The sequence below is a fragment of the Rugamonas brunnea genome (genome assembly GCF_014042345.1).
Lineage (GTDB): Bacteria > Pseudomonadota > Gammaproteobacteria > Burkholderiales > Burkholderiaceae_D > Rugamonas > Rugamonas brunnea.
Window position 1 is genome coordinate 70,078 of record NZ_JACEZT010000014.1, and the last position, 21,784, is coordinate 91,861.

Annotated in this window: 21 protein-coding genes; 5 read left to right on the forward strand and 16 right to left on the reverse strand. The window is 65.3% G+C overall.

Features of this window, described 5'->3' with window-relative positions; genetic code table 11:
* Nucleotides 1-21: 21 nt before the first annotated feature.
* The 5 genes from H3H37_RS19305 to H3H37_RS19325 form a co-directional block, all read right to left on the reverse strand.
* Complete coding sequence (locus tag H3H37_RS19305; RefSeq protein WP_182165563.1) at nucleotides 22-948, reverse strand: EamA family transporter; 927 nt, start codon at nucleotides 946-948, stop codon at nucleotides 22-24.
* A gap of 71 nt (nucleotides 949-1,019) precedes the next feature.
* Nucleotides 1,020-1,328, reverse strand: coding sequence for a YkgJ family cysteine cluster protein (locus H3H37_RS19310; protein WP_182165564.1), 309 nt, complete (start codon nucleotides 1,326-1,328; stop codon nucleotides 1,020-1,022).
* A 107-nt stretch (nucleotides 1,329-1,435) separates the two neighbouring features.
* Nucleotides 1,436-2,062, reverse strand: coding sequence for a PEP-CTERM sorting domain-containing protein (locus H3H37_RS25910; RefSeq protein ID WP_229218921.1), 627 nt, complete (start codon nucleotides 2,060-2,062; stop codon nucleotides 1,436-1,438).
* Between the two features lie 146 nt (nucleotides 2,063-2,208).
* A complete protein-coding gene (locus H3H37_RS19320; protein WP_182165565.1) occupies nucleotides 2,209-4,377 on the reverse strand; it encodes an FUSC family protein in 2,169 nt (722 codons plus the stop codon).
* A gap of 227 nt (nucleotides 4,378-4,604) precedes the next feature.
* Nucleotides 4,605-6,293 carry a M14 family zinc carboxypeptidase gene (locus H3H37_RS19325; RefSeq protein ID WP_182165566.1) on the reverse strand — a complete coding sequence of 563 codons (1,689 nt, stop codon included), beginning with the start codon at nucleotides 6,291-6,293 and terminating at the stop codon, nucleotides 4,605-4,607.
* Nucleotides 6,294-6,498: 205 nt separating this feature from the next.
* Between H3H37_RS19325 and H3H37_RS19330 the strand changes: the two genes are divergently transcribed.
* Nucleotides 6,499-7,263, forward strand: a complete 765-nt coding sequence (locus H3H37_RS19330) for a hypothetical protein (RefSeq protein ID WP_182165567.1) — start codon at nucleotides 6,499-6,501, stop codon at nucleotides 7,261-7,263.
* A 55-nt stretch (nucleotides 7,264-7,318) separates the two neighbouring features.
* Here H3H37_RS19330 and H3H37_RS19335 read toward each other — a convergent pair whose 3' ends face one another.
* From H3H37_RS19335 to H3H37_RS19365, 7 genes are all read right to left on the reverse strand, one after another.
* Entirely contained in the window at nucleotides 7,319-7,894 is a 576-nt protein-coding gene (locus H3H37_RS19335) for an NADPH-dependent FMN reductase (RefSeq protein WP_182165568.1), read from the reverse strand.
* 143 nt (nucleotides 7,895-8,037) lie between these two features.
* Nucleotides 8,038-10,194, reverse strand: a complete 2,157-nt coding sequence (locus tag H3H37_RS19340; protein WP_182165569.1) for a S46 family peptidase — start codon at nucleotides 10,192-10,194, stop codon at nucleotides 8,038-8,040.
* Between the two features lie 125 nt (nucleotides 10,195-10,319).
* The gene (locus H3H37_RS19345) at nucleotides 10,320-10,634 is read right to left on the reverse strand and encodes a helix-turn-helix domain-containing protein (RefSeq protein WP_182165570.1); all 315 of its coding nucleotides are present in this window, start codon (nucleotides 10,632-10,634) and stop codon (nucleotides 10,320-10,322) included.
* Nucleotides 10,631-10,978, reverse strand: a complete 348-nt coding sequence (locus H3H37_RS19350) for a type II toxin-antitoxin system RelE/ParE family toxin (protein ID WP_182165571.1) — start codon at nucleotides 10,976-10,978, stop codon at nucleotides 10,631-10,633. The genes H3H37_RS19345 and H3H37_RS19350 overlap by 4 nt, the downstream gene beginning before the upstream one ends.
* A gap of 164 nt (nucleotides 10,979-11,142) precedes the next feature.
* Entirely contained in the window at nucleotides 11,143-11,457 is a 315-nt protein-coding gene (locus H3H37_RS19355; protein WP_182165572.1) for a hypothetical protein, read from the reverse strand.
* A 73-nt stretch (nucleotides 11,458-11,530) separates the two neighbouring features.
* Nucleotides 11,531-11,905, reverse strand: coding sequence for a hypothetical protein (locus H3H37_RS19360; protein WP_182165573.1), 375 nt, complete (start codon nucleotides 11,903-11,905; stop codon nucleotides 11,531-11,533).
* A 110-nt stretch (nucleotides 11,906-12,015) separates the two neighbouring features.
* Nucleotides 12,016-13,083, reverse strand: coding sequence for a GlxA family transcriptional regulator (locus tag H3H37_RS19365; RefSeq protein ID WP_182165574.1), 1,068 nt, complete (start codon nucleotides 13,081-13,083; stop codon nucleotides 12,016-12,018).
* An 82-nt stretch (nucleotides 13,084-13,165) separates the two neighbouring features.
* Between H3H37_RS19365 and H3H37_RS19370 the strand changes: the two genes are divergently transcribed.
* Nucleotides 13,166-13,765, forward strand: a complete 600-nt coding sequence (locus H3H37_RS19370; protein WP_182165697.1) for a DJ-1/PfpI family protein — start codon at nucleotides 13,166-13,168, stop codon at nucleotides 13,763-13,765.
* Between the two features lie 110 nt (nucleotides 13,766-13,875).
* Here H3H37_RS19370 and H3H37_RS19375 read toward each other — a convergent pair whose 3' ends face one another.
* The 4 genes from H3H37_RS19375 to purB form a co-directional block, all read right to left on the reverse strand.
* Nucleotides 13,876-14,442: a YceI family protein gene (locus tag H3H37_RS19375; RefSeq protein ID WP_182165575.1), complete on the reverse strand. Its 567-nt coding sequence runs from the start codon at nucleotides 14,440-14,442 to the stop codon at nucleotides 13,876-13,878.
* A gap of 33 nt (nucleotides 14,443-14,475) precedes the next feature.
* A complete protein-coding gene (locus H3H37_RS19380) occupies nucleotides 14,476-15,027 on the reverse strand; it encodes a YceI family protein (RefSeq protein WP_182165577.1) in 552 nt (183 codons plus the stop codon).
* A 40-nt stretch (nucleotides 15,028-15,067) separates the two neighbouring features.
* Nucleotides 15,068-15,592: a cytochrome b gene (locus H3H37_RS19385; protein ID WP_182165579.1), complete on the reverse strand. Its 525-nt coding sequence runs from the start codon at nucleotides 15,590-15,592 to the stop codon at nucleotides 15,068-15,070.
* A gap of 184 nt (nucleotides 15,593-15,776) precedes the next feature.
* Nucleotides 15,777-17,153: an adenylosuccinate lyase gene (purB, locus tag H3H37_RS19390; protein ID WP_182165581.1), complete on the reverse strand. Its 1,377-nt coding sequence runs from the start codon at nucleotides 17,151-17,153 to the stop codon at nucleotides 15,777-15,779.
* Nucleotides 17,154-17,377: 224 nt separating this feature from the next.
* Here purB and H3H37_RS19395 point away from each other — a divergent pair, with 224 nt between their 5' ends.
* From H3H37_RS19395 to H3H37_RS19405, 3 genes are all read left to right on the forward strand, one after another.
* Nucleotides 17,378-17,986: a glutathione S-transferase family protein gene (locus H3H37_RS19395; protein ID WP_182165583.1), complete on the forward strand. Its 609-nt coding sequence runs from the start codon at nucleotides 17,378-17,380 to the stop codon at nucleotides 17,984-17,986.
* A gap of 7 nt (nucleotides 17,987-17,993) precedes the next feature.
* Nucleotides 17,994-19,064: a LacI family DNA-binding transcriptional regulator gene (locus H3H37_RS19400; RefSeq protein ID WP_182165585.1), complete on the forward strand. Its 1,071-nt coding sequence runs from the start codon at nucleotides 17,994-17,996 to the stop codon at nucleotides 19,062-19,064.
* A gap of 347 nt (nucleotides 19,065-19,411) precedes the next feature.
* Nucleotides 19,412-21,733 carry a TonB-dependent receptor gene (locus tag H3H37_RS19405; protein ID WP_182165587.1) on the forward strand — a complete coding sequence of 774 codons (2,322 nt, stop codon included), beginning with the start codon at nucleotides 19,412-19,414 and terminating at the stop codon, nucleotides 21,731-21,733.
* Nucleotides 21,734-21,784 lie beyond the last annotated feature (51 nt).

A 21,784-nucleotide genomic window follows, 5' to 3' on the forward strand; every position in this document is an offset into this window, starting at 1 on the left:
GCTTGAGACTGCGCGCCTTTTTCAGGCGCGGATGGCCCGGTTCAGCCAGCGGCCGCCGAACATCACGCACGCCAGCGCCGCGACGATCAGCGCCGTGCCGGTCCACTGCCAGCCGGTGATCCGGTCGCCCAGCACCAGCATGCCGGCGCTGATGCCCACCACGGGCACACCCAGGCTGAACGGCGCCACCCGGTTGACGGGATGGCGCTTGAGCAGGCCGGTCCACAGGGCGTAGGCCAGCACCGTGGCCATCCAGCCCAGGTAGGCCAGCGACACCCACGTGCCGGCCGGCGCGGCCAGCCACTGCCAGCGCGTTGCCGGATCGTCGAAGGCCAGCGACAGCGCCACGAACGGCAGCATCGGCACCGTGCTGCTCCACACCATGAACGCCACCACGTCGAATTGCGGCGTGGCTTTCTGGGCGCGGCGCACGACGATATTGGAGGCGGCCCACATGGCCGCCGCCCCCAGGCACAGCGCGAAGCCGCCGGCCGTGGTGGCGCCGGCCTGCCCTGGTGCGAGATAGTTGGCGCCGAAGCAGGCCAGCCCTAATGCGGCCAGTAGCAGGCCGCCTTGCAGGGCGCGGCTGGCGTGCTCGCCCAGCAGGACGAAGCCGAAGAAGGCGGTGAAGAAGACCTGGGTCTGCAGCAGCACGGACGCCAACGCGGCCGACATGCCGACCTTGAGCGACAGGAACAGCAGGCCGAACTGGCCCACGCCCTGGCACAGTCCATACAGTACGACCCAGCGCGCCGGCAGGCGTGGCGGACGGATGAACAGGATCAGCGGCAGCACGGCGAACAGGTAGCGGCCGGCGCCCAGCTGGAACGGGGTGAGGGAGCGCAGGCCCACTTTCATGGCGATGAAGTTGGTGCCCCAGATTAGTACGACGCATAACGCGGCCAGCAGATCGCGGCCGCTCAGAGGAAGATGGTTGGATGAACTCATCAGGCCATGGTAGCAGCGATCGGCACGGCGTGCAGGGCATGCCATCGTGGCCACCCCTAGGCGCGCAGCGGCTACAACGGCGGCAGACCGTGCCGGGCGCGGGCGTCGTTGCAGCGCTGGGTGCCGGCGTCGAACTCGCGGCAGGTGGACGAGCGCTGGGCGTAGATCGAGCACGCCACCGAACGGCCCACCTCGCCCTCCAGCGCCACGCAGCGCACGGGCACGCGCTCGGTGCCGCGCATGGCGGCGTGGTGGGGCGAGACGGGCACGGTCAAGCCGTGCGGCACGCTGCCTTCCGGATGGGCATCCGTTTCGGCCCAGTAGAACGAGACGCGAAAGGCGGCGCAGCAGGCGCCGCAATGCTGGCAGGCTTCAGACATCGCAAGTGCAGTTTGAACGAACAGTGCCTGCGATGATAATGGCGGCGCGCGCACGTTTCAAGCGCGCGCCGTTATGCCCGGCCGGCATTGGCCGGGCGGCAGTCTTTTCAGACGCGGCTGGCGACCTTGCGGCGCTTGGCGTAGCCGACCAGGCCCAGGCCTGCCAGCAGCATCGCATACGTTTCCGGCTCGGGCACGGGCAGCGGCGCCGGCGGCGCGGCAGTGAATTCGAGTTTGAGGTTGTCGATCACTTGCTGCCGGCCGAATTGAAAGCCCTGGACGTGCATGCGGACCTGGTCGATGCCGCTCCAGTTGAAATGCACGAGGACGGGCGAAGTCGGGCTGGTGTTGACGACCATTTGCTGGGTCAGGGTGTTGCCGTGGTAGCCGTAGAATTCCACGGTGCCTGGCGTCCAGGCGGCCGTCAGGAACATCGTGTACAGATTAAAGGTGGAGGCGCTGGAGAAGGAGGCATCGTCGCCCCGTTGGTTGAAGGCCGCGTTCATGCCCGTCACCGTGCCGTAATCGTAGCCGGTGCCGGCGAACGAATCACCGCCGCCTTTGACCACGCCGAAGTTGTTCCAGTTCAGACCGGCGTAGCCATTGTAGATGGAGAGGTTGTCCTCGCCGTGCAGGTCGAAGTTGTCGAAGTCGATGTTGGTTTTCGCAGCGTGTGCGCTCAGCGACAGGGCGAGCAGGCCGGCTGACAGCGTGGTTTTGAACAGGGGATGCATGGCTTTCTCCGCAAGATACTGGACGGGCCCGGCCAGGAAGGGCGCGGGCAAAAAATTTGTTTGCAGAATATCATTGCTGAATTGATCACCCTATAGTCCAAATGGACTGAATTGGCTGGCCGCCTGCTAGTCGCCTGCTGGTCGCCTCACGCCACGTCGCGCACGATCGCTTCGCTGTGGACGATGATTTTGGCGGCGTCGGCTTGCAGCAGGCGGATGCGCCGTTGCACCAGCGGCCAGCCGGACCAGGGAACGGCCGGCGCGGCACGCTCGCCATCGCCACCGGCCGCCGGCGCGCGGTCCACGCTGGTATTGGCGCCGGGGTGGCCGTGCTGGGCCAGCGCCGCGACCAGGATGGCCACCACGTCGCGGTGGCTGTCGCGCAGCTTCGCGTTGACGGCCGCCGCCGGCAGTTCCGCGCCGTGGCGGCGCAGGATGGCGCGCAGCGCCGCCACGTGCGCCACCAGCAGGTAGTTCTGCACGATGAAGAGGTTGATGTCCTCCACGGCGCGCTGTTTGCTGGCCGGTTCGTCGAGCATGCGCACCAGCGCGGCGCTGAGCGCGGCCAGGCTGTCCATCAGGCGCTTGCGTTCGATGCGGTAGGCGAAGTCGTCCCGGCCCTTGCCCTGCAACAGGTCGAACGCGGCCTGCATGTAGCGCAGGTTCGCGTCCAGCACCTGGCGGATCAGGCGCGGCAGGCTTTGGTATTCCCAGTTGGCCAGCACGAAGCTGAACGCCGTGGCCACGGCGGCGCCGATGATGGTATCGACCAGCCGCTCCACGATCAGGTTGTGGTTGCCGGGCGCCAGCAGGTGCATCTGCAGCAGGATCATCACGCTGACGGTGATGGCGGCGTAGCGGTAGCGCAGGTAGATGAAGGTGGGCGTGGCCACCGTGGACAGGATCAGGAAGGCCAGGATGGCGGCCGGGTAGTTCAGGTAGCGGATGATGAGGGCTGTTATCACGCAGCCGATCACGGTGCCGACGATGCGGTCGCTGCGGCGCTGGCGCGTCATGCTGAAGCTGGGCTTGAGGATGATGACGATGGTGAGCACGATCCAGTAGCTGTGGGCCGCGTAGGGCAGGTGCGCGCCCACCAGCAGGCCGACCGAGATCGCCATCGCCACCCGCAGCGAAAAGCGGAAGATGGGCGAGTCCCAGCGCAGGTGCGACAGGATCATCTTGAATTCGTACTTTTGCTGCGACAGGAAGGGACCCATGTCGGCGTCGCTCCAGAACGGCGTGCTGTCGTAGGCCTTCTGGCTGGCCAGGTGCAGCTGGCCGATCATGTGCAGGATGGCCTTGATCTTGTTGCGCTGGGCGCGCAGCACGGCCAGCGCTTCCTGCGCCGGCTTGCCCTCGTCTACCTTGCGCTGCAGGGCGCGCAGTTCGTCCTCCACCGCGGCCAGTTCCGCGTCGTAGTTCACGTGCTGATACGAGGCGCGCTTGCGGGTGATGGCATAGGCCGCCGATTCGATGTCGCGCGCCGCCTTCCACGCCAGGTCGTGCAGCGTTTTCAGCACCGGCGAATCGGCCAGGTGGGCGCGCAACTGGGCATAGTCGGTGTGGGTGGACAGGATCAGCTCATACAGGTCCAGCATGCAGACGTGGACCTGCACCACGATGGCGTCCTTGCTGTCCTGGTGGCTGCGCAGGATCAGGTCGCGCGACGCTTGCTGGCGATCGGCCAGCAGGCTTTGGTGGCGCACCAGCTTGTTGAACTGCTCCGAGAGGTTGTAGCGCGTGTCGTAGAAGTCGGCCTTGATGTCGATGTAGGCCGCCAGCTCGAACAGCGCTTCGGCCAGCACCTGCTGCTTGATGCGGTGGCGCAGCAGCCAGGACACGGCCATCGAGTATCCCAGGTAGGTCACTGCGCCCAGCGTGAACAGGCCGGCGTGGATGAACGATTCGCGCGCCGTCATGTCGTGTTCCATCGACATGGTCATGATGAACAGCGTGGCCAGTTGCAGCGGCATCGACTTCTTCCCATACACCACCATCATGCAGGCCATGAAGCTGACCAGAACCAGCATTGTCATCAGCAGCCAGCGCACCGGGCCGCACAGGCTGATGAGCAGCGTGACGGCGCTGCACAGCAGCACCGAGGCCGACATCTCGTTGAACTTGTGGCGCAGGGGGCTGGGCATGTCCATCAGGGCCGTGCACAGGGCGCCGATGCAGACCGTCATGGCGGTGGCCATGCCGGCGAATTGCAGCGTGACGAGGGTGACGCCCACCAGCCCGGCGGCGAAGCGCAGCCCCAGGTGGAAGTAATGGCTGTAGAAAAATGTGCGCAGGTTGAGTGCGTAATGCATGTCGGTGACCTTGTGGGCAACGGCGGTCCAGTGGTCTGGAGTCGGTACTTGTGAGCTACGCGGCTGCGCCGGTGGGCGCGCCGCACGTGTCACGCGCGCGCCGGGATCGCCGGCGCTGGCGTGGAATGCCGCGTCGTCAATGCAGACGGCGCGGCGGCGTCCTGCGTGGGCGGGACGGGTGTGGGGTAAACCTGGCCAGGCCCGTCTGGCGGCGGGCCGGCCTTGCATCAGAAGATGGACAGCACGGGGTAGCGGCGCCATTCCGGCTCCGCGTGGCGCTGGCCGTGTTCGAAGATGAAGTCCAGCACCTTGGCCTGGTCGGTCAGCAGGGCCGGGTTGGCAGCTTTCCATGCCTCGAACTTCGCTTTCAAGGCGGGTTCCGTTTCCAGCATGTGCAGGGCCAGGTCTTCGAACACATAGTCCGAATAGGCTTCCTTCTTTTCCAGCACGCTGTTGAAGAAACCCCAGCGGAAGAAGCTGTCGTGCGCCTGCGGTTCCAGCGTTTCGACGGCGTAGCGGGCGTTGTCCTGGTCGAGCGCAATGTAGTAGTCGCCCGGCTGCGCGGTGAAGCGGCCTTGCCGCGCTTCCACCTGCACCTCGTCGTGGAACATGTGGCCTTCGTAGGCGTGCGGGCGTGAGCTCACGGACACGATGTGGTAGTACTGCGCTTCGAAGGTGGTGGCCGTTTCCAGGCGGCGCATCTGCACGCCGTTCCACTGCAGGCGCTCGATCGCTTCGCGCCACGCCTGCGGCACGATGTAGGCCTTGGGCGCGCGTACGGTGACGTCGGCCGGGAAGTGGTTGAAGTAGGCGATGTCCTGTTCCCATGGCTGGCTGCGGTCGTACCACAGGCGCTGGTAGTTACCCAGCAGGCTGGGACTGCGCTTGGCCGCGTAGCCCTTGAAGCGGAAGGTGGAGGGGTTTTGCTCATCCATCTTCCACGTCACGGGCCAGTGGCTGCGGCGGCGGTCCTGCGCGCGCGCGGCGGCGCGCAGCGCGCGGATCTGCTCACCGTGGGCGACGGTGAAGGCCAGCGTCACGTCCACCAGCGCGCGCATCGATTCGTAGCGGTCGGCGAAAGGCTTGAGCATGTGCGTCTCGGGCATGAAGCCGATCACGTGGTGCAGGGCCGCGAAGCCGGTCGAGAAGCGCGGCACTTCGAGGAATTCGGCAATGCCTTCGTCCGGGCTGTCCTTGACCGGGTTCACGTAGGGGCAGGTGGGCCAGCCGCGCGCGTCCATCTGGGCGTAGATGTGGGGCAGCATGGTGTGGCGCAGGAAGGCGCCCAGTTCGCCGCCCAGCTTGTCGGCCTGGGTATGGATCAGCGTCATCGTGTACGGATAGTCGGCGCCGTTGGAGGTGTGGGTGTCGACCATCACGTCCGGGTCCCAGCTGGTGAGCAGTTCGTTGAACAGGCGAGCGTTGAGGGTGTCGCACTTGATGAAGTCGCGGTTCAGGTCCAGGTGGCGGCTGTTGCCACGGAAGCCGAATTGCTCCGGACCGTCCTGGTTCACGCGCGAGGTGTTGGCGCGGTTCAGGCAACCGTCCACGTTGTAGACGGGGACGAACAGCAGCACCGTGCGGCCCAGCGCGGCCAGTTTGGCCGGCTCGAAGCACAGGTCGCGCACCATGGCCATGCAGCCGTCCACGCCCTCCGGTTCGCCCGGGTGGATGCCGTTGTTGTTGAAGAAGACGGGGCGGCCTTCACGCTTGATCTGTTCGCGGTCGAACACGCCGTCGGCGCTGACCACGCCCGCATGCACCGGCACCCCGCCATCGGACACGCCGATCTGCTCGAACCGCAGAACTTGCGGGAAGCGCTGGGCCAGCTCCTGGTAGAAGGCGATGCATTCGCTCCACTCGGTGGTCTGGTTATGGTTGCCTTTTTCGTAAGGCGTGGGCATGGCTGGGTGCATGGCGTCTGGATCTCAGAGGGTGGTTGTTCAACACGCGCGCGCTGGGTAAGCACGGCGCCGAGGGCGGAATTGTATCATTCGTGCCTGATTTTTGAGCGGCGACAGCGTGCCGTCCACCTGGGCCGATGGTGCTTGCGCTGCTTCAAATGCCGGCTGTCGCGGCGGTGCTATTACTGGCTTTTCGTCGTGACGCGCGGAGGATGCGATGGGCGGCTGGTATGGATGGCGGCTGGTGTGCGTGGTGGCGCTGCTGGCGCTGGGCTGCCGGGTGGGGCTGGCCCAGATCGGGCCGCGCTATGTGCTGGAGCTGCCGGCCGCGCGCCACGGCGGGGCGACGCCGGATGGGGGCAGTATCGCGCTGGCGCCGGATGGGCGGGCGACGATACGCTGTTATGGCCTGACGGTGGCGTTGGCGGGACAGGACGGCTGGCTCGGGCAGGCAGGGCGGAGCGGGCAGGCAGGGCAAACAGGGCAGGCCGGGCAGACCGACCCGGCCGATCTGGCCGTGCTGCCGCCGGGCGCGGTCCCGGTGTCCGGCATTCCGGCCGGCGCCGCGCGCGCCGTGCCGCTGGTGTACGCGCAGCCGCCCGCGACGGGGCCGCAGGCGGAGACGGAGAGGGCGACTGCCGGCCATCCCATGCGGGTGTGGGACACGCTCTACCTGCGCAAGGGGCAGGCGCGTTTGCGGGTAACCGCGATGCCCGGCGGGCCAGGTATGGCGGCTACGGCGGGCTTTATGCTGGAGATAGGCACCTTCCACGCCACCAGCCGCATCTACGTCAGCGGCACGCCGTTGACGGCCGGAGAACTGGCTGCGTTGCCCCAGCGTTTGCCGGGCGCGGAATGGGTGCTGGCGCCGGACGGCGACGGCCACCCGATGGTGCTGCTGCGCCGCGCCGGCGAACGTGCGTTGTTCGTGCCGGTCGCGGCGCCCGGTGGCCGCTATCCGTTCGCGCTGGTGCGGCGCTAAGGTGGCGGACTGGCGCGCGCGCCACCGCAGGGTGGGCGGCGCGCCGGCGCGGCGGTCAGGCGTTCGCTGGCCGCGCGTTGGTGTCCACCCAATGCGCGTAGGCGGCGGCGAACTTTTGCAGGAACTGTTGCGTGCCTTCGTTGGCCAGCTTGCCGCTATCGTCGAACAGCTTGGCCGCGCCGCCGATGTAGGCCTCCGGCTGCTGCAGCAAGGGCACGTCCAGGAACACCATCGACTGGCGCAGGTGGTGGTTGGCCCCGAAGCCGCCGATGGCGCCCGGCGACACGCTCAGGATGGCGCCCGGCTTGCCGCCCCAGACGCTGCTGCCGTAGGGGCGCGAGCCCACGTCGATGGCGTTCTTCAGCGCGGCCGGCACCGAGCGGTTGTATTCGGGGGTGAAGAACAGGACGCCGTCGCAGCCCTGCACGCGCTGGCGGAAGGCGGTCCAGGCGGCCGGCGCCACGGCGCCGTTTTCCTCCAGGTCCTGGTTGTAGAGAGGGAGCTCGCCGATGTCGATGAATTCGAACGTCAGCGTGGACGGCGCCAGCGACACCAGCGCTTGCGCCACCTTGCGGGTATAGGAATCCTTGCGCAGGCTACCTACCAGAATGCCAATTTTCTTCGCGGTCATCACAACTCCTTCTCAGTGGGTTGAACAGAGGGGGGAACAGACCTTAAATGTAGCGCATTTGGCAATCGTATGTCGCTGGACGAAAAAAACGGGGGCGGGCCGGCGGCCCGCCCCCATGGCGCGATCTCGGAGCGGGGCCGGGTTTATTCGGCGTGCATCTCCTTGAGCAGGTTGTCGGCGTGGTCCACGTGCTTCATGTTCCACAGGATGTAGCGCAGGTCGACCTGGATGTCGCGGGTGTTGGCCTTGTTGTAATCCCAGTCCGAGATGATGGAATCGAGCGTGCCGTCGAAGGCCAAGCCGATCCACTCGCCCTTGGCGTTCAGCGCGGCCGAGCCGGAATTGCCGCCCGTGATGTCGAGCGTGGCCAGGAAGTCCACCGGCACCGTCTTCAGCTTGGGATCGGCGTATTGGCCGAAGTCCTTGGCCTTGATGGCCGCCAGTTGCGCCGCCGGGGCGTTGAACTCGCCCTTGCCGGTGGCCTTGGCCAGCACGCCGTTGACGGTGGTGAAGGCGGTCCACGCGGTGCCGTCGGCGCCGTGGTCGCGGCCGGCGATGCGGCCGAACGTCACGCGCAGGGTGCCGTTGGCGTCCGGGTACACGGCCTGGCCCTTGCTGTGCATGTGGGCGATCTTGGCCTTCATGTAGGTGGCGTAGGCTTGCTGGATGTTGCCGCCCAATTCCTCGTCCTTCGCTTCATCCTGCAGGCCGGGGCCGTACATGGCTACGGCGGCCTTGATGAAGCTGTCCGTGCTGGCCTGGAACTCGGTCGGCGTGCGGGTCAGCCAGGCGGCGCGTTCGGCGGCGTCACCGAGTTTGCTGCCGGCGTACAGCGTATCGAGTGCGGCGCGCAGCTCGGCTTCGCTCATGCCGTCGTGGATGCCCAGCACGGCGTCGTAGGCGGCGTTGCGTTCAGCCTGGGGCTGGGCCGCATACTTGGTCAGCGCGTGCAGCACCAGCGCCTTGTCGACCCGCTCGTCGTAGTTGCGCACGAGGGCGGCCACGCTGGCCTGGATGCGCGGCAGGTCGCGCTGCTGGAAGCCGGCCTTGCGTTCGGCGTCCGGCTTGGCGCTCTCGTTGGCCAGACGGTACAGCGTGCGGGCCGTGTTGAGCAGGCGCGGATGGGCGTAGCCGAGGAAGAAGTCGCGCTTGGTTTGCGCGTCGCGCTGGGCCATCAGTTGCTCCACGCGCGCGATGCCGGCGGCGTACTCCTGCTTGCGGGCCGGGTCGGCGTTGACCCATGCCTTGAGCGCTTCATGTTCGGCCGTCTTGCGGGCCAGGATGTCGCTGCCGGCGTAGGAGTCCAGCATGCCCTGGCGGTTCTTGTAGTAGTTGTTGGTGCTGGCCACCTGCGCCGCGTATTTCAGCGCCGTGTCCTTGTTGTCCTTCGTTTCCGCCGCGATGATGGCCAGGTTCTCGCCCGACATCTTGACGTAGGCCGGGTAGCTCCAGCCGAAGGTGAACGCCACCTCCGAAGGCAGGCGGTGGCGGTTGGTGCGGCCGGGGTAGCCCAGCGCCATCACATAGTCGCCTTCCTTCACGCCTTCCTTGGCCAGCTTGAGGAAGTGCTGCGGCAGGTAGGGCACGTTGTCCTTGCTGTAGTCGGCGGCCTTGCCGTCCTTGCTGACGTAGGCGCGGTAGAAGCCGTAGTCGCCCGTGTGGCGCGGCCACATCCAGTTGTCGGTGTCGCCGCCGAATTTGCCCACGCCGGCCGGTGGCGCGTGCACCAGGCGCACGTCGCGGATTTCCAGTTGTTTGATCAGGTAGAACTCCAGGCCGCCGTAATAGGACGACACGGTGCAGCGGTGGCCGGCGTCCTGCTCGCAGGCGGCGACCATGGCTTTCTGGTTGTTCTCGATGGCGTCGCTGCGCTTTTTGCCGGTCAGCTTGGCCACGTCGGCGTTGATGATCTTGGCCGTGACGTTGCGCACTTCCTTGGTCACGTAGATGCGCGAGCCTGGTGCGGCGGGCAGTTCCTCGTCCAGAGTTTTTGCCAGGAAGCCGTTGGCCAGCAGGTCGCGCTGCGGCGTGGAGTTGTGGGCCACGCTGCCGTACACGCAGTGGTGGTTGGTGGCGACCAGGCCTTGCGGCGACACGAACGAGGCCGAGCAGCCGCCCAGGCTGACGATGGCGCCCATGGGGAATTCGGTCAGTTTGGTGAGGGTGGCCGGGTCGAGCTTGAGGCCGGCCGCTTTCAGTTCCTTGGCTACTTGTGGCAGCTGCTGGGGCATCCACATGCCTTCGTCGGCATGGGCTGCGGTGGCGCTCAGGATGGCGAGCGCGATGACAGATTTGTTCATACGGTTTCCGGGTTGGACGTTGATGGGCGCCGCGCGAATTGGGTGGCGTGCGGCGACCGTGAGTATCGGCAGTGCCTGTCCGTTCGTCAACCGGATAATTGACGCGCCACTCCTGGCGCGGCGTGCTACAGGGCGGCGATTTCGTCGAGCAGTTGAGGATATTTGTCGACCAATTTGAGCAGGATGGCCGCCTGCGCGTTCGGAGCGGAAACGCCTTGCTCCCAGTTGGCGATGGTTCGTGCTTCGGTGCGCAGCCGACGCGCGAATACTTGTTGGGACAAGTTAAGTTTGTGCCGCAATTGTGTTACCTCGGCCGCCGTCATTTTGGGCATCGGTTGATACTCAAGCGTGACTTGCTTGAGTGTGAGTTTGCCGTTGCGCGCCCCATCCAGCGCGTCGAAGCCTTCCAAGAGTTCGTCGAAGAGTATCCGTTTAGTCATTTTTCATGGCTCCTGGCTTGTAACTCCTGCTGCAGCCTAGTGCGCAGTATTTGCAGTTGTGCCGATGTGAGGTCGACGACTTCGTCTTTGCCATACAGCGTGAACAGCCAGAATTGCGCGGCGTTTTCGCGCCAAAAATAAATGATGCGCAGGCCACCGCGTTTGCCCTTGCCGTGTGCGACATCTCCATAGCGCAGTTTTCTCAAGCCGCCGGAACCCTGGATGAGTACACCCTTAGCGGGAAATCGCATCAGTTCAATTTGCAGTGCGCGATATTCATTGTCGTCGAGATAGTGCTCCCGGCGGCGCGCGAAAGAGGGCAGCTCCCAAAACGTCGCCTTCATTAAATATATCCAGGTTGGATGGGATTGGCAAGCTGAGGGTGATAGCGGGAAGATGGTTCATCGTAGTCTTTGTGGTCGACCAGGGGCCGCGCCAGATCAAAGGGAGGAACGAAAAAAAGGACAGGGCGTCAACCCTGTCCTTCTGTGTTACGGCGTTGCGGCGATTATTTCGCTACGGGCGCTGCCGGCTCGGTGGTCTTGGCGGCGTCCTTGGTGTCGGCCTTGGCCACTTTCACTGCCTTGTGGTGCTTCTTCACCTTGGCGTGCTTGGCCACTGGCTTGGCACCTTCCTCGGCGGCTGGAGTCGCCTTGGTTTCCTTGGCTTCGGTCTTGACGGCGGCCTTGGTGTCGGTGGCGGCGACCTTGGCGGCGACCGGCGCGCTGCTGGCCGTCGTGGCGTTGGCGGCAGGAGCCGGCGCCTGGGCGAAAGCGGCGGTGGCGAACAGGGTAGCGATCAGGGCGGCGACGATTTTGCTCATTTCAGTATTCCTTTAAACAGTTGTTTGGGTTGGGTGCTGCGCTTACTGCAAATCTGGTGCTGCTGACTGGTACTTATTTGGTGACGGCGACTTCTTTGCCTGCGACCTTGCCGGCTTCGGCGGCGGCCTTGGTCTTGCCTTCTTCACCTTTCTTGTGTTCTTTGGCTTCATTGGTCTTTTCGGCCTTGGCGTCTGCCTTCACCTCGGTCTTGGCTTCAGCCTTGACGCTCTTGGCTTCCGTTTTGGCGGCCTTCACGTCGGCTTTGGCTTCGGTCTTGGCTGCGACCTTGGTTTCCTTGACGTCGGCTTTGACGGCGGCCTTGCTGTCTTTAGCTTCAGCTTTCACGGCGACCGGTGCGCTGGAGGCGGCAGGGGTGGCGGCTGGCGTTTGTGCGAAGGCTGCGGTTGCGAACAGGCCGGCGATCAGGGAAGCGATAATCTTGGTCATGATGTGTAATCCTTTTCTGGTTTCTGCGCCGGGACAATTCCCGTGTCATTGAGCAGAAAACGGGGCCCGCCACGCTCCAGTTGACGGGGATTACAACCTCTTACCGAGTCTTACATTCGCTTACAACCGAAGCGGGATTGGTATTCACTGGGCAGCACGCCGAAGTGCGCGGCGAATGCGCGCCGCAGGTTGTATTCCGTGCCGTAGCCGCTCTGGCGCGCGGCCTGTTTGATCGTCATGCCGCGCCTCTCCAGTAGGTCGCAGGCCAGTTCCATGCGCAACCGCGCCAGCAGCTGGGCAGGTGTGAGATCGGCTTCCTGGCGTAGCTTGCGGTGCAATGTTCGCACCGACATCGCGCAGGCAGCGGCCATCTGTTCGATGTCCATCTGCTGCCTCAGGCGAGGACGAAGCCACGCCGTCAACTGCGCGCTCACACCTTGCGGCTGCGCTTGCGCCAGCAACTCGGTGCTGAACTGGCGTTGCCCGCCGGGACGCTTCAGGAACAGCACCAGCCGCTTGGCCACGCTCAGCGCCGCCGCGTGGCCCAGATCCTCTTCGACCAGTCCTAGCGCCAGGTCCATGCCGGCGCTGATGCCGGCTGAGGTGTAGAACTTGCCGTCCCTGACGTAGATCGCGTCGTCCTGCACCAGCACGCCCGGATGCTGGGCGCGCAGTTGCGCCACGTCTTGCCAGTGCGTGACGGCGCGGCGCTGGTCCAGCAGGCCGGCACGCGCCAGCACGAAGGCGCCGGTGCAGACGGCACAGCAGCGCGCCAGTTTGTCGCTGGTGCGCGCGATCCAGCGCAGGACGGCGTCGCCTGGCGCTGCCGTGGCGCGCACGTCTGCATATGGCGGCAGATGCAAGCCCTGGCCGCCCGCCACAATGAGCGTAGCGCCGGCCAGGCTGCGGCGCGGCAGCGGACCAGCCAGCATGCTGACGCCGGCCGACGAGGCGACCGCGCCGCCGCCCGGCGTGATCAGGTGAATGCGGTAAGGCGGGGGCAGGCCCGCGTCGCGCGCCTCGTCGTTCGCGCTGGAGAAGACCTGGATCGGGCCGCTGGCGTCGAGCAGAAGGAAGCCGGGGAACACGAGTACCCATACGTCGGTGGCCGTGCTTGCGCCTGCGCCGGCGCCGGCGCGCGCCGGCGCTGCGGCGAGTGCAGTTTGTGTCTTTTTCATGATGGCAGATATTCATCCTTTATTGTCATTTATGTCAACGGATCAGGCGCGACAATGGACCCATTCAACCACGGGAGCCCGCATGACACGCACCATCGGCATCTTTGTCTTCGACGACGTTGAAGTGCTCGATTTCGCCGGGCCATACGAAGTGTTTACCTGCGCTACGCGGGTCAGCGCCAGGCTGGCGCCTCGCACACCAGCGCCGTTCAGGGTGGTGACGATAGGCCGCCATGAGGCCATGTTGCGCGCGCGGGCCGGATTGAGCGTCTTTCCCGAGGCGCAGTTTGACGATGGCCCTGCCATCGACATATTGATTGTGCCGGGCGGCGAGGTGACGGCGGAACTGGACAAGCCCGACGTCATCAGATGGATCGCCGGCATGGCCGGCCAATGCGAACTGGTGGCCTCCGTCTGCACCGGCGCCCTGCTGCTGGCGCAGGCCGGATTGTTGAATGGCCGCCAGGCGACCACGCATTGGGCCGATATTGCTCAATTGCGCGCGTTGTTCCCGCAGGTGCGGGTCTGCGAGGAGCGGCGCTGGATTGATGCGGGCGATATCGTGACGTCGGGCGGCATCTCGGCCGGCATTGATATGTCGCTGCACCTGGTGGAGCGGCTGGCGGGGCGCGCGTTGGCGTTGGAGACGGCGCGCCAGATGGACTACGACTGGCGCGAGTGACCGGGGTACAAATGAAAACGCCCCCGCTGATACCGGCATGCCGGCCCAGCGGGGGCGGTGGCGAACGCGCGCCGCGTGTGCGGCGCTGGCGGTGCGCGCTGTTGGTCCGCTTACTCGGACTTGATGGCTTCGACCTGGATCGCCAGCTTCACTTCCGGCGAGAAGGCCGGGGTGGCGATGTTCAGGCCGAAATCGGTGCGCTTGAATTCGGCCGTGGCGTCGGCGCCGCACACTTCACGCTTGAAGCGCGGGTGCATGATGCACTTGAACTTGTTGACCGTCAGCGATACCGGCTTGGTCACGCCCAGCATGGTCAGCTCGCCGTCCACGCCCACCAGCGTGTCGCCGTTGAACTTGAACGACTTGCTCTTGTAGGTCACAGTGGGGAATTTCTCCACGTTGAACATGTCTGGCGACTTGGCGTGCGTGTTCATCTTCTCGAAACCGAAGTCGATCGAGGCGGCGTCGATGGTGATGTCCATGGCGCCGGTCTTGGCGGCGCGGTCCAGCGTGACGGTGCCGCTGGTCTTGTCGAACTTGCCGCGCCAGACGGACAGGCCCATGTGGTCGGCCTCGAAGCTGGGGTAGGTGTGGCTTGGATCGATGTTGTAGGTGGCGGCGACGGCGGAGGCGGTGGACGCGGCCAGCACGCTGGCGATCAGGATCTGCAATTTCATGAAACGGTACTCCGGTACGAGTTAATGAATGAACTACTGGCCAGCGACGACGTGAAACTTGATGGTGACTTCATCGGCCACCATGCTGGTGTCTTTCCACTCGCCTTCACCGATATTGTAGGCCAGGCGCTTGATGGGCAGCGCGCCGTCGAACACCTGCTTGCCGCCTTCCGTCTTGACGGACAGCGGGAAGGTGACGTCGGCGACCTTGCCCTTGATGGTCAGCTTGCCCGTCACGGTCAGCTTGCCCGCGCCGGCGCTCTTGATGCCGGTGGAGACGAAGCTCGCTTTCGGGAACTGGGCCGAATTGAACCACTCCTTTTTCGCCACTTCCTTGTTCATGTCGGCCTCGCCCAGATCCAGGCTGGCCGTGTCCACGTTGACGGTGGCCTTGGCCGCGTCGGGCGCGGACGGGTTGTAGTCGATGGCGGCGTCGAACTTCTTGAACGGCGATTCGACCGGCACGTTCATCTGCTTGAAGGTGGCCGTCACGGTGCTCTTGGCGGCATCGGTCTTGAGCACGGCGGCGCCGGCGCTGGCGGCGAGCGCCAGGCCAAGCAGGGAAACGAGTGCGGTTTTTTTCATAACAACTAACTCCTGTGTGGGGTGTCGGATGGAAGGGCGATCAAGGCAGCATGCGCTTGAGCACATCGTCGCGGTCGATGAAGTGGTGCTTGAGCGCGGCCAATGCATGCAGCACGACGACGCCGGCCATGGTCATGGTGAGAACATAATGGACGCTTTTTAAGACAGGCTTAAGCTCCGGGTTGGGCGCGATCAGCGAGGGCAGTTGCACCAGCCCCAGGTAGACCACGGGCACGCCGGCCGCGCAGCTGTACAGGTAGCCGGAAACGGGCACGGCGAAGATCAGGAAGTACAGCAGGTAGTGCACGCCGTCGGCGGCCTTGACTTGCCATTCCGGCATGCCGGCCGGTGGTGGTGGCGGCGTATTGGCCTTGCGCCACAGCACGCGCACGCAGGCGACCAGCAGCACCGTCACGCCCAGCCACTTATGCCAGGAGTAGTACTTGAGTTTGGTGGGGGTGATGCCGTGGATTTCCGTCATCGTCAGGCCGAGGAAGAAGGCGGCGATGATGAGGATGGCGGTCAGCCAGTGCAGCAGCATGGCGGGTTTGGTATAGCGTTGCATGGGCGATCCAGAAAATAGTACGTGTTAGGACTAACTAGGGAGGCCAATATACCAAAGAATCGCCGGACGTGCTGAGCGGCTCCCAAAATGCGAAAACCGGGGACGGCTCCCAATTTCCCAGCAATTATGCTTGAAAATTGGGCACCGTCCCCGGTTTTAGGAATTCGGGGCCGTCCCCGATGGTTTAGATGGCCTGGGCCAGCTGCTCGGCGATACCGATGTAATTGGCCGGCGTCATGGCCAGCAGCAGGTCCTTGGCGTCCTGCGGGATGGCCAGGCCGGTGATGAACTCACGCAGCGCGTCCTTGGAGATGCCTTTGCCGCGGGTCAGTTCCTTGAGCTGCTCGTAGGGGTTGGCGATGCCGTAGCGGCGCATCACGGTCTGCACCGGCTCGGCCAGCACTTCCCAGTTGGCGTCCAGGTCGGCCGCCAGGCGGGCCGGGTTCACTTCCAGCTTGTTCAGGCCGCGCAGGCAGCTGTCGTAGGCCAGCAGCGTGTAGCCGAAGCCCACGCCGATGTTGCGCAGTACGGTCGAATCGGTCAGGTCGCGCTGCATGCGCGAGACGGGCAGTTTTTCCGACAGGTGCTTGAGCACAGCGTTGGCCAGGCCCAGGTTGCCTTCCGAGTTTTCGAAGTCGATCGGGTTGACCTTGTGCGGCATGGTCGACGAGCCGATCTCGCCGGCCTTGGTCTTCTGCTTGAAGTAGCCCAGCGAGACGTAGCTCCAGATGTCGCGGTTCAGGTCCAGCAGGATGGTGTTGGCGCGGGCGAAGGCGTCGAACAGTTCGGCCATGTAGTCGTGCGGTTCGATCTGGATGGTGTACGGGTTGAACACCAGGCCCAGGCGCTGCTCGATCACGTTCTGCGAGAACGCGGGCCAGTCGAAGCCGGGGTAGGCCGACAGGTGGGCGTTGTAGTTGCCGACGGCGCCGTTCATCTTGCCCAGGATTTCCACCTGCTCGATGCGCTTGATGGCGCGCTGCAGGCGGGCCACCACGTTGGCCATTTCCTTGCCCAGCGTGGTCGGGCTGGCGGTCTGGCCGTGGGTGCGCGACAGCATTGGCAGGGCCGCGTTGGCGTGCGCGATCTCGGTCAGCTTGGCGATCACCGCTTGCAGGGCCGGCAGCATCACGCCGTCGCGGGCCGCTTTCAGCATCATGCCGTGCGAGGTGTTGTTGATGTCTTCCGAGGTGCAGGCGAAGTGGATGAACTCGGACGCGGCCACCAGCTCCGGCATGTCCTTGACCTGTTCCTTGAGCCAGTATTCGACGGCCTTGACGTCGTGGTTGGTGACCGCTTCGATCTCCTTGATGCGGGCCGCGTCTTCCTCCGAGAACTCGTGGGCGATCTTGTCGAGCAGGCTCATGGCCTCATGCGAGAACGGCTTGATCTCGTCGAAACCGGCCAGCGACAGCGCCTGCAGCCACGAAATCTCCACCTTGACGCGGTGGTGCATGAAGCCCGATTCGGACAGGATGGGACGCAGCTTGTCGGTCTTGGCGGCGTAGCGGCCGTCGAGCGGGGACAGGGCCGACAGCGTGGAGTAAGGAGTAGTAGTCATGGACAGGGCAGCAGAAGTTAAGAAAACCAGGAAAACATCGGTGCGGCGGGGCGCTCAGGCCGGGCCAGCGAGGCTGGCGACGCCGCCCAAGCGCGGGCAAACCCGCATTTTACCATTGGCCGGGCCGGGCCGGCTGTTGCGGCGCCACGCCGGCTTGACCATGCGCGCCGCCATCCCGATGGCCCGATGCTATACTGTTACCTAATCTTCTACTCGTAGCGTCTATGAAACTCATCGGTTCCCTCGCCAGTCCTTATGTACGCAAAGTCCGTGTCGTGTTAGCGGAAAAGAAGCTCGACTATCAGTTTGAACTCGAAAATGTGTGGGCCTCCGAGACCACCATCCAGAAACTGAACCCGCTGGGCAAGGTCCCGAGCCTGATCATGGAGGATGGCACGGTGATGATCGACTCGCGCGTGATGGTCGAGTATCTCGACACGCTCACGCCCGTGTGCAAGCTGCTGCCGCCCAACGGCCGCGAGCGCGCCGACATCAAGTGCTGGGAAGCGCTGGCCGACGGCGTGCTGGACGCGGGCGTGCTGGTGCGCCTGGAGCGCACGCTGCGCCCGCCCGAGCAGCAGAGCGAGGACTGGATCGTGCGCCAGTTGCGTAAGGTGGAACTGGGCCTGGCGTCGATGGCCGACAAGCTGGGCGACCAGCCGTACTGCGCCGGCATCCATTATTCGCTGGCCGACGTGGCCGTTGGCTGCGCGCTGGGCTGGCTCACCTTCCGCTTCCCGGAAATCGACTGGCGCGACACCCACCCGAACCTGGCCCGCCTGCACGACAAGCTGGCCGAGCGGCCATCGTTCAAGGACACGGTGCCGCAGTAAGCGCGCCATGCCCAAGACGCCGCCGCGGCCAGCGGCAGACCAACCCAGCCCGGCGCAGCAACAGCGGCTGCAGATGGCCGACATCGCCCGCCTGGCGGGCGTGTCCACGTCCACCGTCTCGCGCGCGCTGAGCGGCAGCTCGCTGGTCAACGACGAGACCCGGGCCCGCATCATGGAGCTGGCCCGCTCGCTCAAGTACACCATCAACATCGGCGCGCAGAACCTGCGCCTCAAGCAGAACCGCACCATCGGCGTGGTGATCCCGTTCGACTCGGCCACGCGCCAGCACCTGACCGATCCCTTCTTCCTGGCCATGCTGGGCAGCCTGGCCGACGCGCTCACCGAGCAGGGCTTCGACATGCTGGTGAGCCGGGTCGACGCCGAGCAGCTCGACGCGGCCGCCGCGCCGTTCGACACGGGCCGCGTGATCGGCGTGGTGCTGATCGGCCAGTGGCGCCACCACGACCAGCTCAATCAACTGGCGGCGCGCCATGTGCCCATGGTGGTGTGGGGCGCGCAATTGCCGCAGCAGTTGTACTGCACCGTCGGCGGCGACAACGTGGCCGGCGGCCGGCTGGCCACGGCCCACCTGCTGCAGCAGGGCCGGCGCCGCATCGCCTTCCTGGGCGACACGGGACTGCCCGAGGTGGCCCAGCGCTACCAGGGTTATACGGAGGCGCTGGCCGCCGCCGGCCTGGCGCCCGATCCGCAATTGCAGGTGGACGTGTCGTTCCTGCCGCAGGCGGGCGGCGAGGGCGTGCTGGAACTGCGCCGCCGCGGCGTCGAGTTCGACGCCGTGTTCGCGTGCAGCGATCTGCTGGCCATGACGGCCGTGAATACGCTGCGCCAGCATGGCGTGGACGTGCCGGCGCAGGTGGCCGTGGTCGGCTACGACGATATCGAGCTGTCCAGCTATTTCCATCCCCCGCTCAGTTCCGTGCGCCAGCCCATGCGCGAGGCGGGCCGCGCGCTCGTCGCGGCGCTGCTGGAACTGACCGAAGGCCGGCCCGCGCCTTCGCGCCTGCTGCCCACCGAGCTCGTCGTGCGCGACAGCAGCGTGGCACCGACTTCCCGCTGATCTTCCTTGCTGGCCCGGATAGTTGTGTACTCAACTATCTTGCAACCGTTTGCAATTTTATTTGCAAATAAGCGACATTTTTATGCTGCGGCGCAGCATATTTACTTGCGTTGCATCACATAATTCCCCAGTAGTTCAGTCCGCTTCATAGAGAGAAGCCTCCTTGCCTTCATTGCTTTCCGCATGCTGCGCCGCTCCATTGCAATCGATTGCAATAATTTCGTAATCGGGGAATAATGGCGCACCTGCTCAGTAATTCAGCACAATGACAACCGGCTCAACAGGTTGCGCTGAACGCGAGTCCAACCGCCGCCAAGACGCGGTGCATACACACCTGGAGGAGAACCATGGAATCATCGAAAGTCAAACTGAGCGGCGTCGCCGCAGCCGTCGCGCTGGCCATGCTGCAGCTGGGCGCCGCCCACGCGCAGCAGGCTGATGCCGCCGCCCCGGCCGCCGCCCCCGCCGCTCCCGCCGCCCAGCCGGCCGATGGCCTGAACCTGGAGCGCATCGTCGTCACCGGCACCACCGGCGGCGCGACCAAGATGAAGTCCAGCGTTTCCATCTCCACCATGGACCCGGACGCCATCAAGCAGTCCGTGCCCACCAGCGCGGCCGAGGTGCTGCGCTCCGTGCCGGGCGTGCGCTCGGAATCGTCGGGCGGCGAAGGCAACGCCAACATCACCGTGCGCGGCGTGCCCATCTCGGCCGGCGGCGCGCGCTACGTGCAGATCCAGGAAGACGGCCTGCCCGTGCTGCAATCGGGCGACTTCAACTTCATCACGCCCGACAGCTATGTGAAGATCGACGGCACGCTGGACCACCTGGAAGTGGTGCGCGGCGGTTCGGCCTCCACCCTGGCCACCAACTCGCCGGGCGGCATCATCAACTTCATCAGCAAGACCGGCGAGGAGAAGGGCGGCCATATCGGCATCAGCCGCGGCCTCGGTTACGACGAGACCCGCTACGATTTCGACTACGGCGCGCCGATCTCGGACAAGACCCGCTTCTTCATCGGCGGCCATTACCGCAGCGGCGAAGGCATCCGCAACACGGGCCTGAGCACGGAGAGCGGCGGCCAGATCCGCGGCAACGTCACCCATGACCTGGACAATGGTTTCATCCGCATCTCGTTCAAGCACCTGGACGACAAGTCGCCCACCGCGCTGCCGGTGCCGGTGCGCGTGGTGAACCAGCAGGTCACGGAGATCCCCGGCATCGATCCGCGCAAGGTCAGCTTCTACTCGCCGTACTGGGTGCGCGACGTGGTGCTGGACAAGAACAACAACCCCGTCTCCACCAACGTCAACGACGGCCTGCGCGTGAAGAGCGATGCGCTGGGCCTGGAAGGCTCGTTCGACCTTGGCGGCGGCTGGACCCTGAGCGACAAGTTCCGCAAGGCCAGCAACAGCGGCCGCTTCGCCGGCGTGTTCCCGGCCGATAATGGCACCGTCGGCAGCTATGTGTTCGCCACGGGCCCCAACAAGGGCAAGGCCTACAACGGCCTGGCGTTCAACGCCGTCGTGTTCAACACCTCGATCGACGATGCCGGCAACACGCTGAACGACACCAAACTGTCCAAGACCTTCCAGCTGGCCGGCGGCGGCAAGCTGACCGGCACGGCCGGCCTGTACGCCTCGACCCAGCAACTGGGCCTGACCTGGAACTTCAACCAGTACCTGCTGCAGGCGACCGGCGACAAACCGGCGCTGCTGCAAACGTCGAGCGCCACGCCAGGCTACGTGGGCCCGGCCTGGGGCGGCTGCTGCATGCGCGCCGTGGACATGGAGTACAAGCTGACATCGCCGTACCTGAACGTGGGCTTTGAACAGGGCCCGCTCAATGTGGACGCCAGCGTGCGCCAGGACCGCCAGCGCGCCAGCGGCACGGCCAATATCGCCACCGCCGGCCTGCACTACGACGCCGCCAACACCCAGATGGTGGACTACAAGATCAACCACAACTCGTACTCGGTGGGCGGCAACTATCGCCTGACCAAGGACCTGGCGCTGTTCGCCCGCGTCAGCGACGGTGTGGCCTTCAACGCCGATCGCATCCTGTTTGGCACCCCGCTGGACGGCACGGCGCCCATCAACATCAACACCGTCAAGCAGCTCGAAGGCGGCCTGAAATGGCGGCGCGGCGGCGTGAGCACCTTCGTCACGCTGTTCCAGGCCAAGACGGATGAGACCAACTACGAAGCGACCACCCAGCGCAGCACGGCCAACAGCTACGACGCCAAGGGCGTGGAACTGGAAGCGGCCTACAACGCGGGCGACTTTCGCGTCAACGGCGGCCTCACTTACACCGATGCCAAGATCACCGGCACCGCGCCTGGCGACGTGGCAGTGATCGGCAACACGCCGCGCCGCCAGGCCAAGGTGGTGTACCAGCTGGCGCCGACCTACACCTGGAATGACCTGACGGTCGGCGGCAGCATCGTCGGCACCGGCAAGTCGTGGGCCGACGACGCCCACACCATCAACATGCCGGCCTACCAGGTGGTGAGCGCGTTCGTGAACTACCAGCTGTCGCAGCAGGCCGTGGTGTCGCTGAGCGCGAACAACCTGTTCGACAAGATCGGCTACACGGAAGTGGAAGGCGACGGCCACGCGGCGCGCTCCATCACCGGCCGCTCGGTGAAGCTGAGCCTCAACTACGCCTTCTAAGCAAGGCGCCCGGCGCGGCCCGCCAGTCGGCGGGCCGCGCTTTTTCCCCAC

Coding starts and splice junctions, on each gene's coding strand:
- H3H37_RS19305 (WP_182165563.1), bottom strand. CDS start 948: ATGAGTTCATCCAACCATCTTCCTCTGAGCGGCCGCGATCTGCTGGCC.
- H3H37_RS19310 (WP_182165564.1), bottom strand. CDS start 1,328: ATGTCTGAAGCCTGCCAGCATTGCGGCGCCTGCTGCGCCGCCTTTCGC.
- H3H37_RS25910 (WP_229218921.1), bottom strand. CDS start 2,062: ATGCATCCCCTGTTCAAAACCACGCTGTCAGCCGGCCTGCTCGCCCTG.
- H3H37_RS19320 (WP_182165565.1), bottom strand. CDS start 4,377: ATGCATTACGCACTCAACCTGCGCACATTTTTCTACAGCCATTACTTC.
- H3H37_RS19325 (WP_182165566.1), bottom strand. CDS start 6,293: ATGCACCCAGCCATGCCCACGCCTTACGAAAAAGGCAACCATAACCAG.
- H3H37_RS19330 (WP_182165567.1), top strand. CDS start 6,499: ATGGGCGGCTGGTATGGATGGCGGCTGGTGTGCGTGGTGGCGCTGCTG.
- H3H37_RS19335 (WP_182165568.1), bottom strand. CDS start 7,894: ATGACCGCGAAGAAAATTGGCATTCTGGTAGGTAGCCTGCGCAAGGAT.
- H3H37_RS19340 (WP_182165569.1), bottom strand. CDS start 10,194: ATGAACAAATCTGTCATCGCGCTCGCCATCCTGAGCGCCACCGCAGCC.
- H3H37_RS19345 (WP_182165570.1), bottom strand. CDS start 10,634: ATGACTAAACGGATACTCTTCGACGAACTCTTGGAAGGCTTCGACGCG.
- H3H37_RS19350 (WP_182165571.1), bottom strand. CDS start 10,978: ATGAAGGCGACGTTTTGGGAGCTGCCCTCTTTCGCGCGCCGCCGGGAG.
- H3H37_RS19355 (WP_182165572.1), bottom strand. CDS start 11,457: ATGAGCAAAATCGTCGCCGCCCTGATCGCTACCCTGTTCGCCACCGCC.
- H3H37_RS19360 (WP_182165573.1), bottom strand. CDS start 11,905: ATGACCAAGATTATCGCTTCCCTGATCGCCGGCCTGTTCGCAACCGCA.
- H3H37_RS19365 (WP_182165574.1), bottom strand. CDS start 13,083: ATGAAAAAGACACAAACTGCACTCGCCGCAGCGCCGGCGCGCGCCGGC.
- H3H37_RS19370 (WP_182165697.1), top strand. CDS start 13,166: ATGACACGCACCATCGGCATCTTTGTCTTCGACGACGTTGAAGTGCTC.
- H3H37_RS19375 (WP_182165575.1), bottom strand. CDS start 14,442: ATGAAATTGCAGATCCTGATCGCCAGCGTGCTGGCCGCGTCCACCGCC.
- H3H37_RS19380 (WP_182165577.1), bottom strand. CDS start 15,027: ATGAAAAAAACCGCACTCGTTTCCCTGCTTGGCCTGGCGCTCGCCGCC.
- H3H37_RS19385 (WP_182165579.1), bottom strand. CDS start 15,592: ATGCAACGCTATACCAAACCCGCCATGCTGCTGCACTGGCTGACCGCC.
- purB (WP_182165581.1), bottom strand. CDS start 17,153: ATGACTACTACTCCTTACTCCACGCTGTCGGCCCTGTCCCCGCTCGAC.
- H3H37_RS19395 (WP_182165583.1), top strand. CDS start 17,378: ATGAAACTCATCGGTTCCCTCGCCAGTCCTTATGTACGCAAAGTCCGT.
- H3H37_RS19400 (WP_182165585.1), top strand. CDS start 17,994: ATGCCCAAGACGCCGCCGCGGCCAGCGGCAGACCAACCCAGCCCGGCG.
- H3H37_RS19405 (WP_182165587.1), top strand. CDS start 19,412: ATGGAATCATCGAAAGTCAAACTGAGCGGCGTCGCCGCAGCCGTCGCG.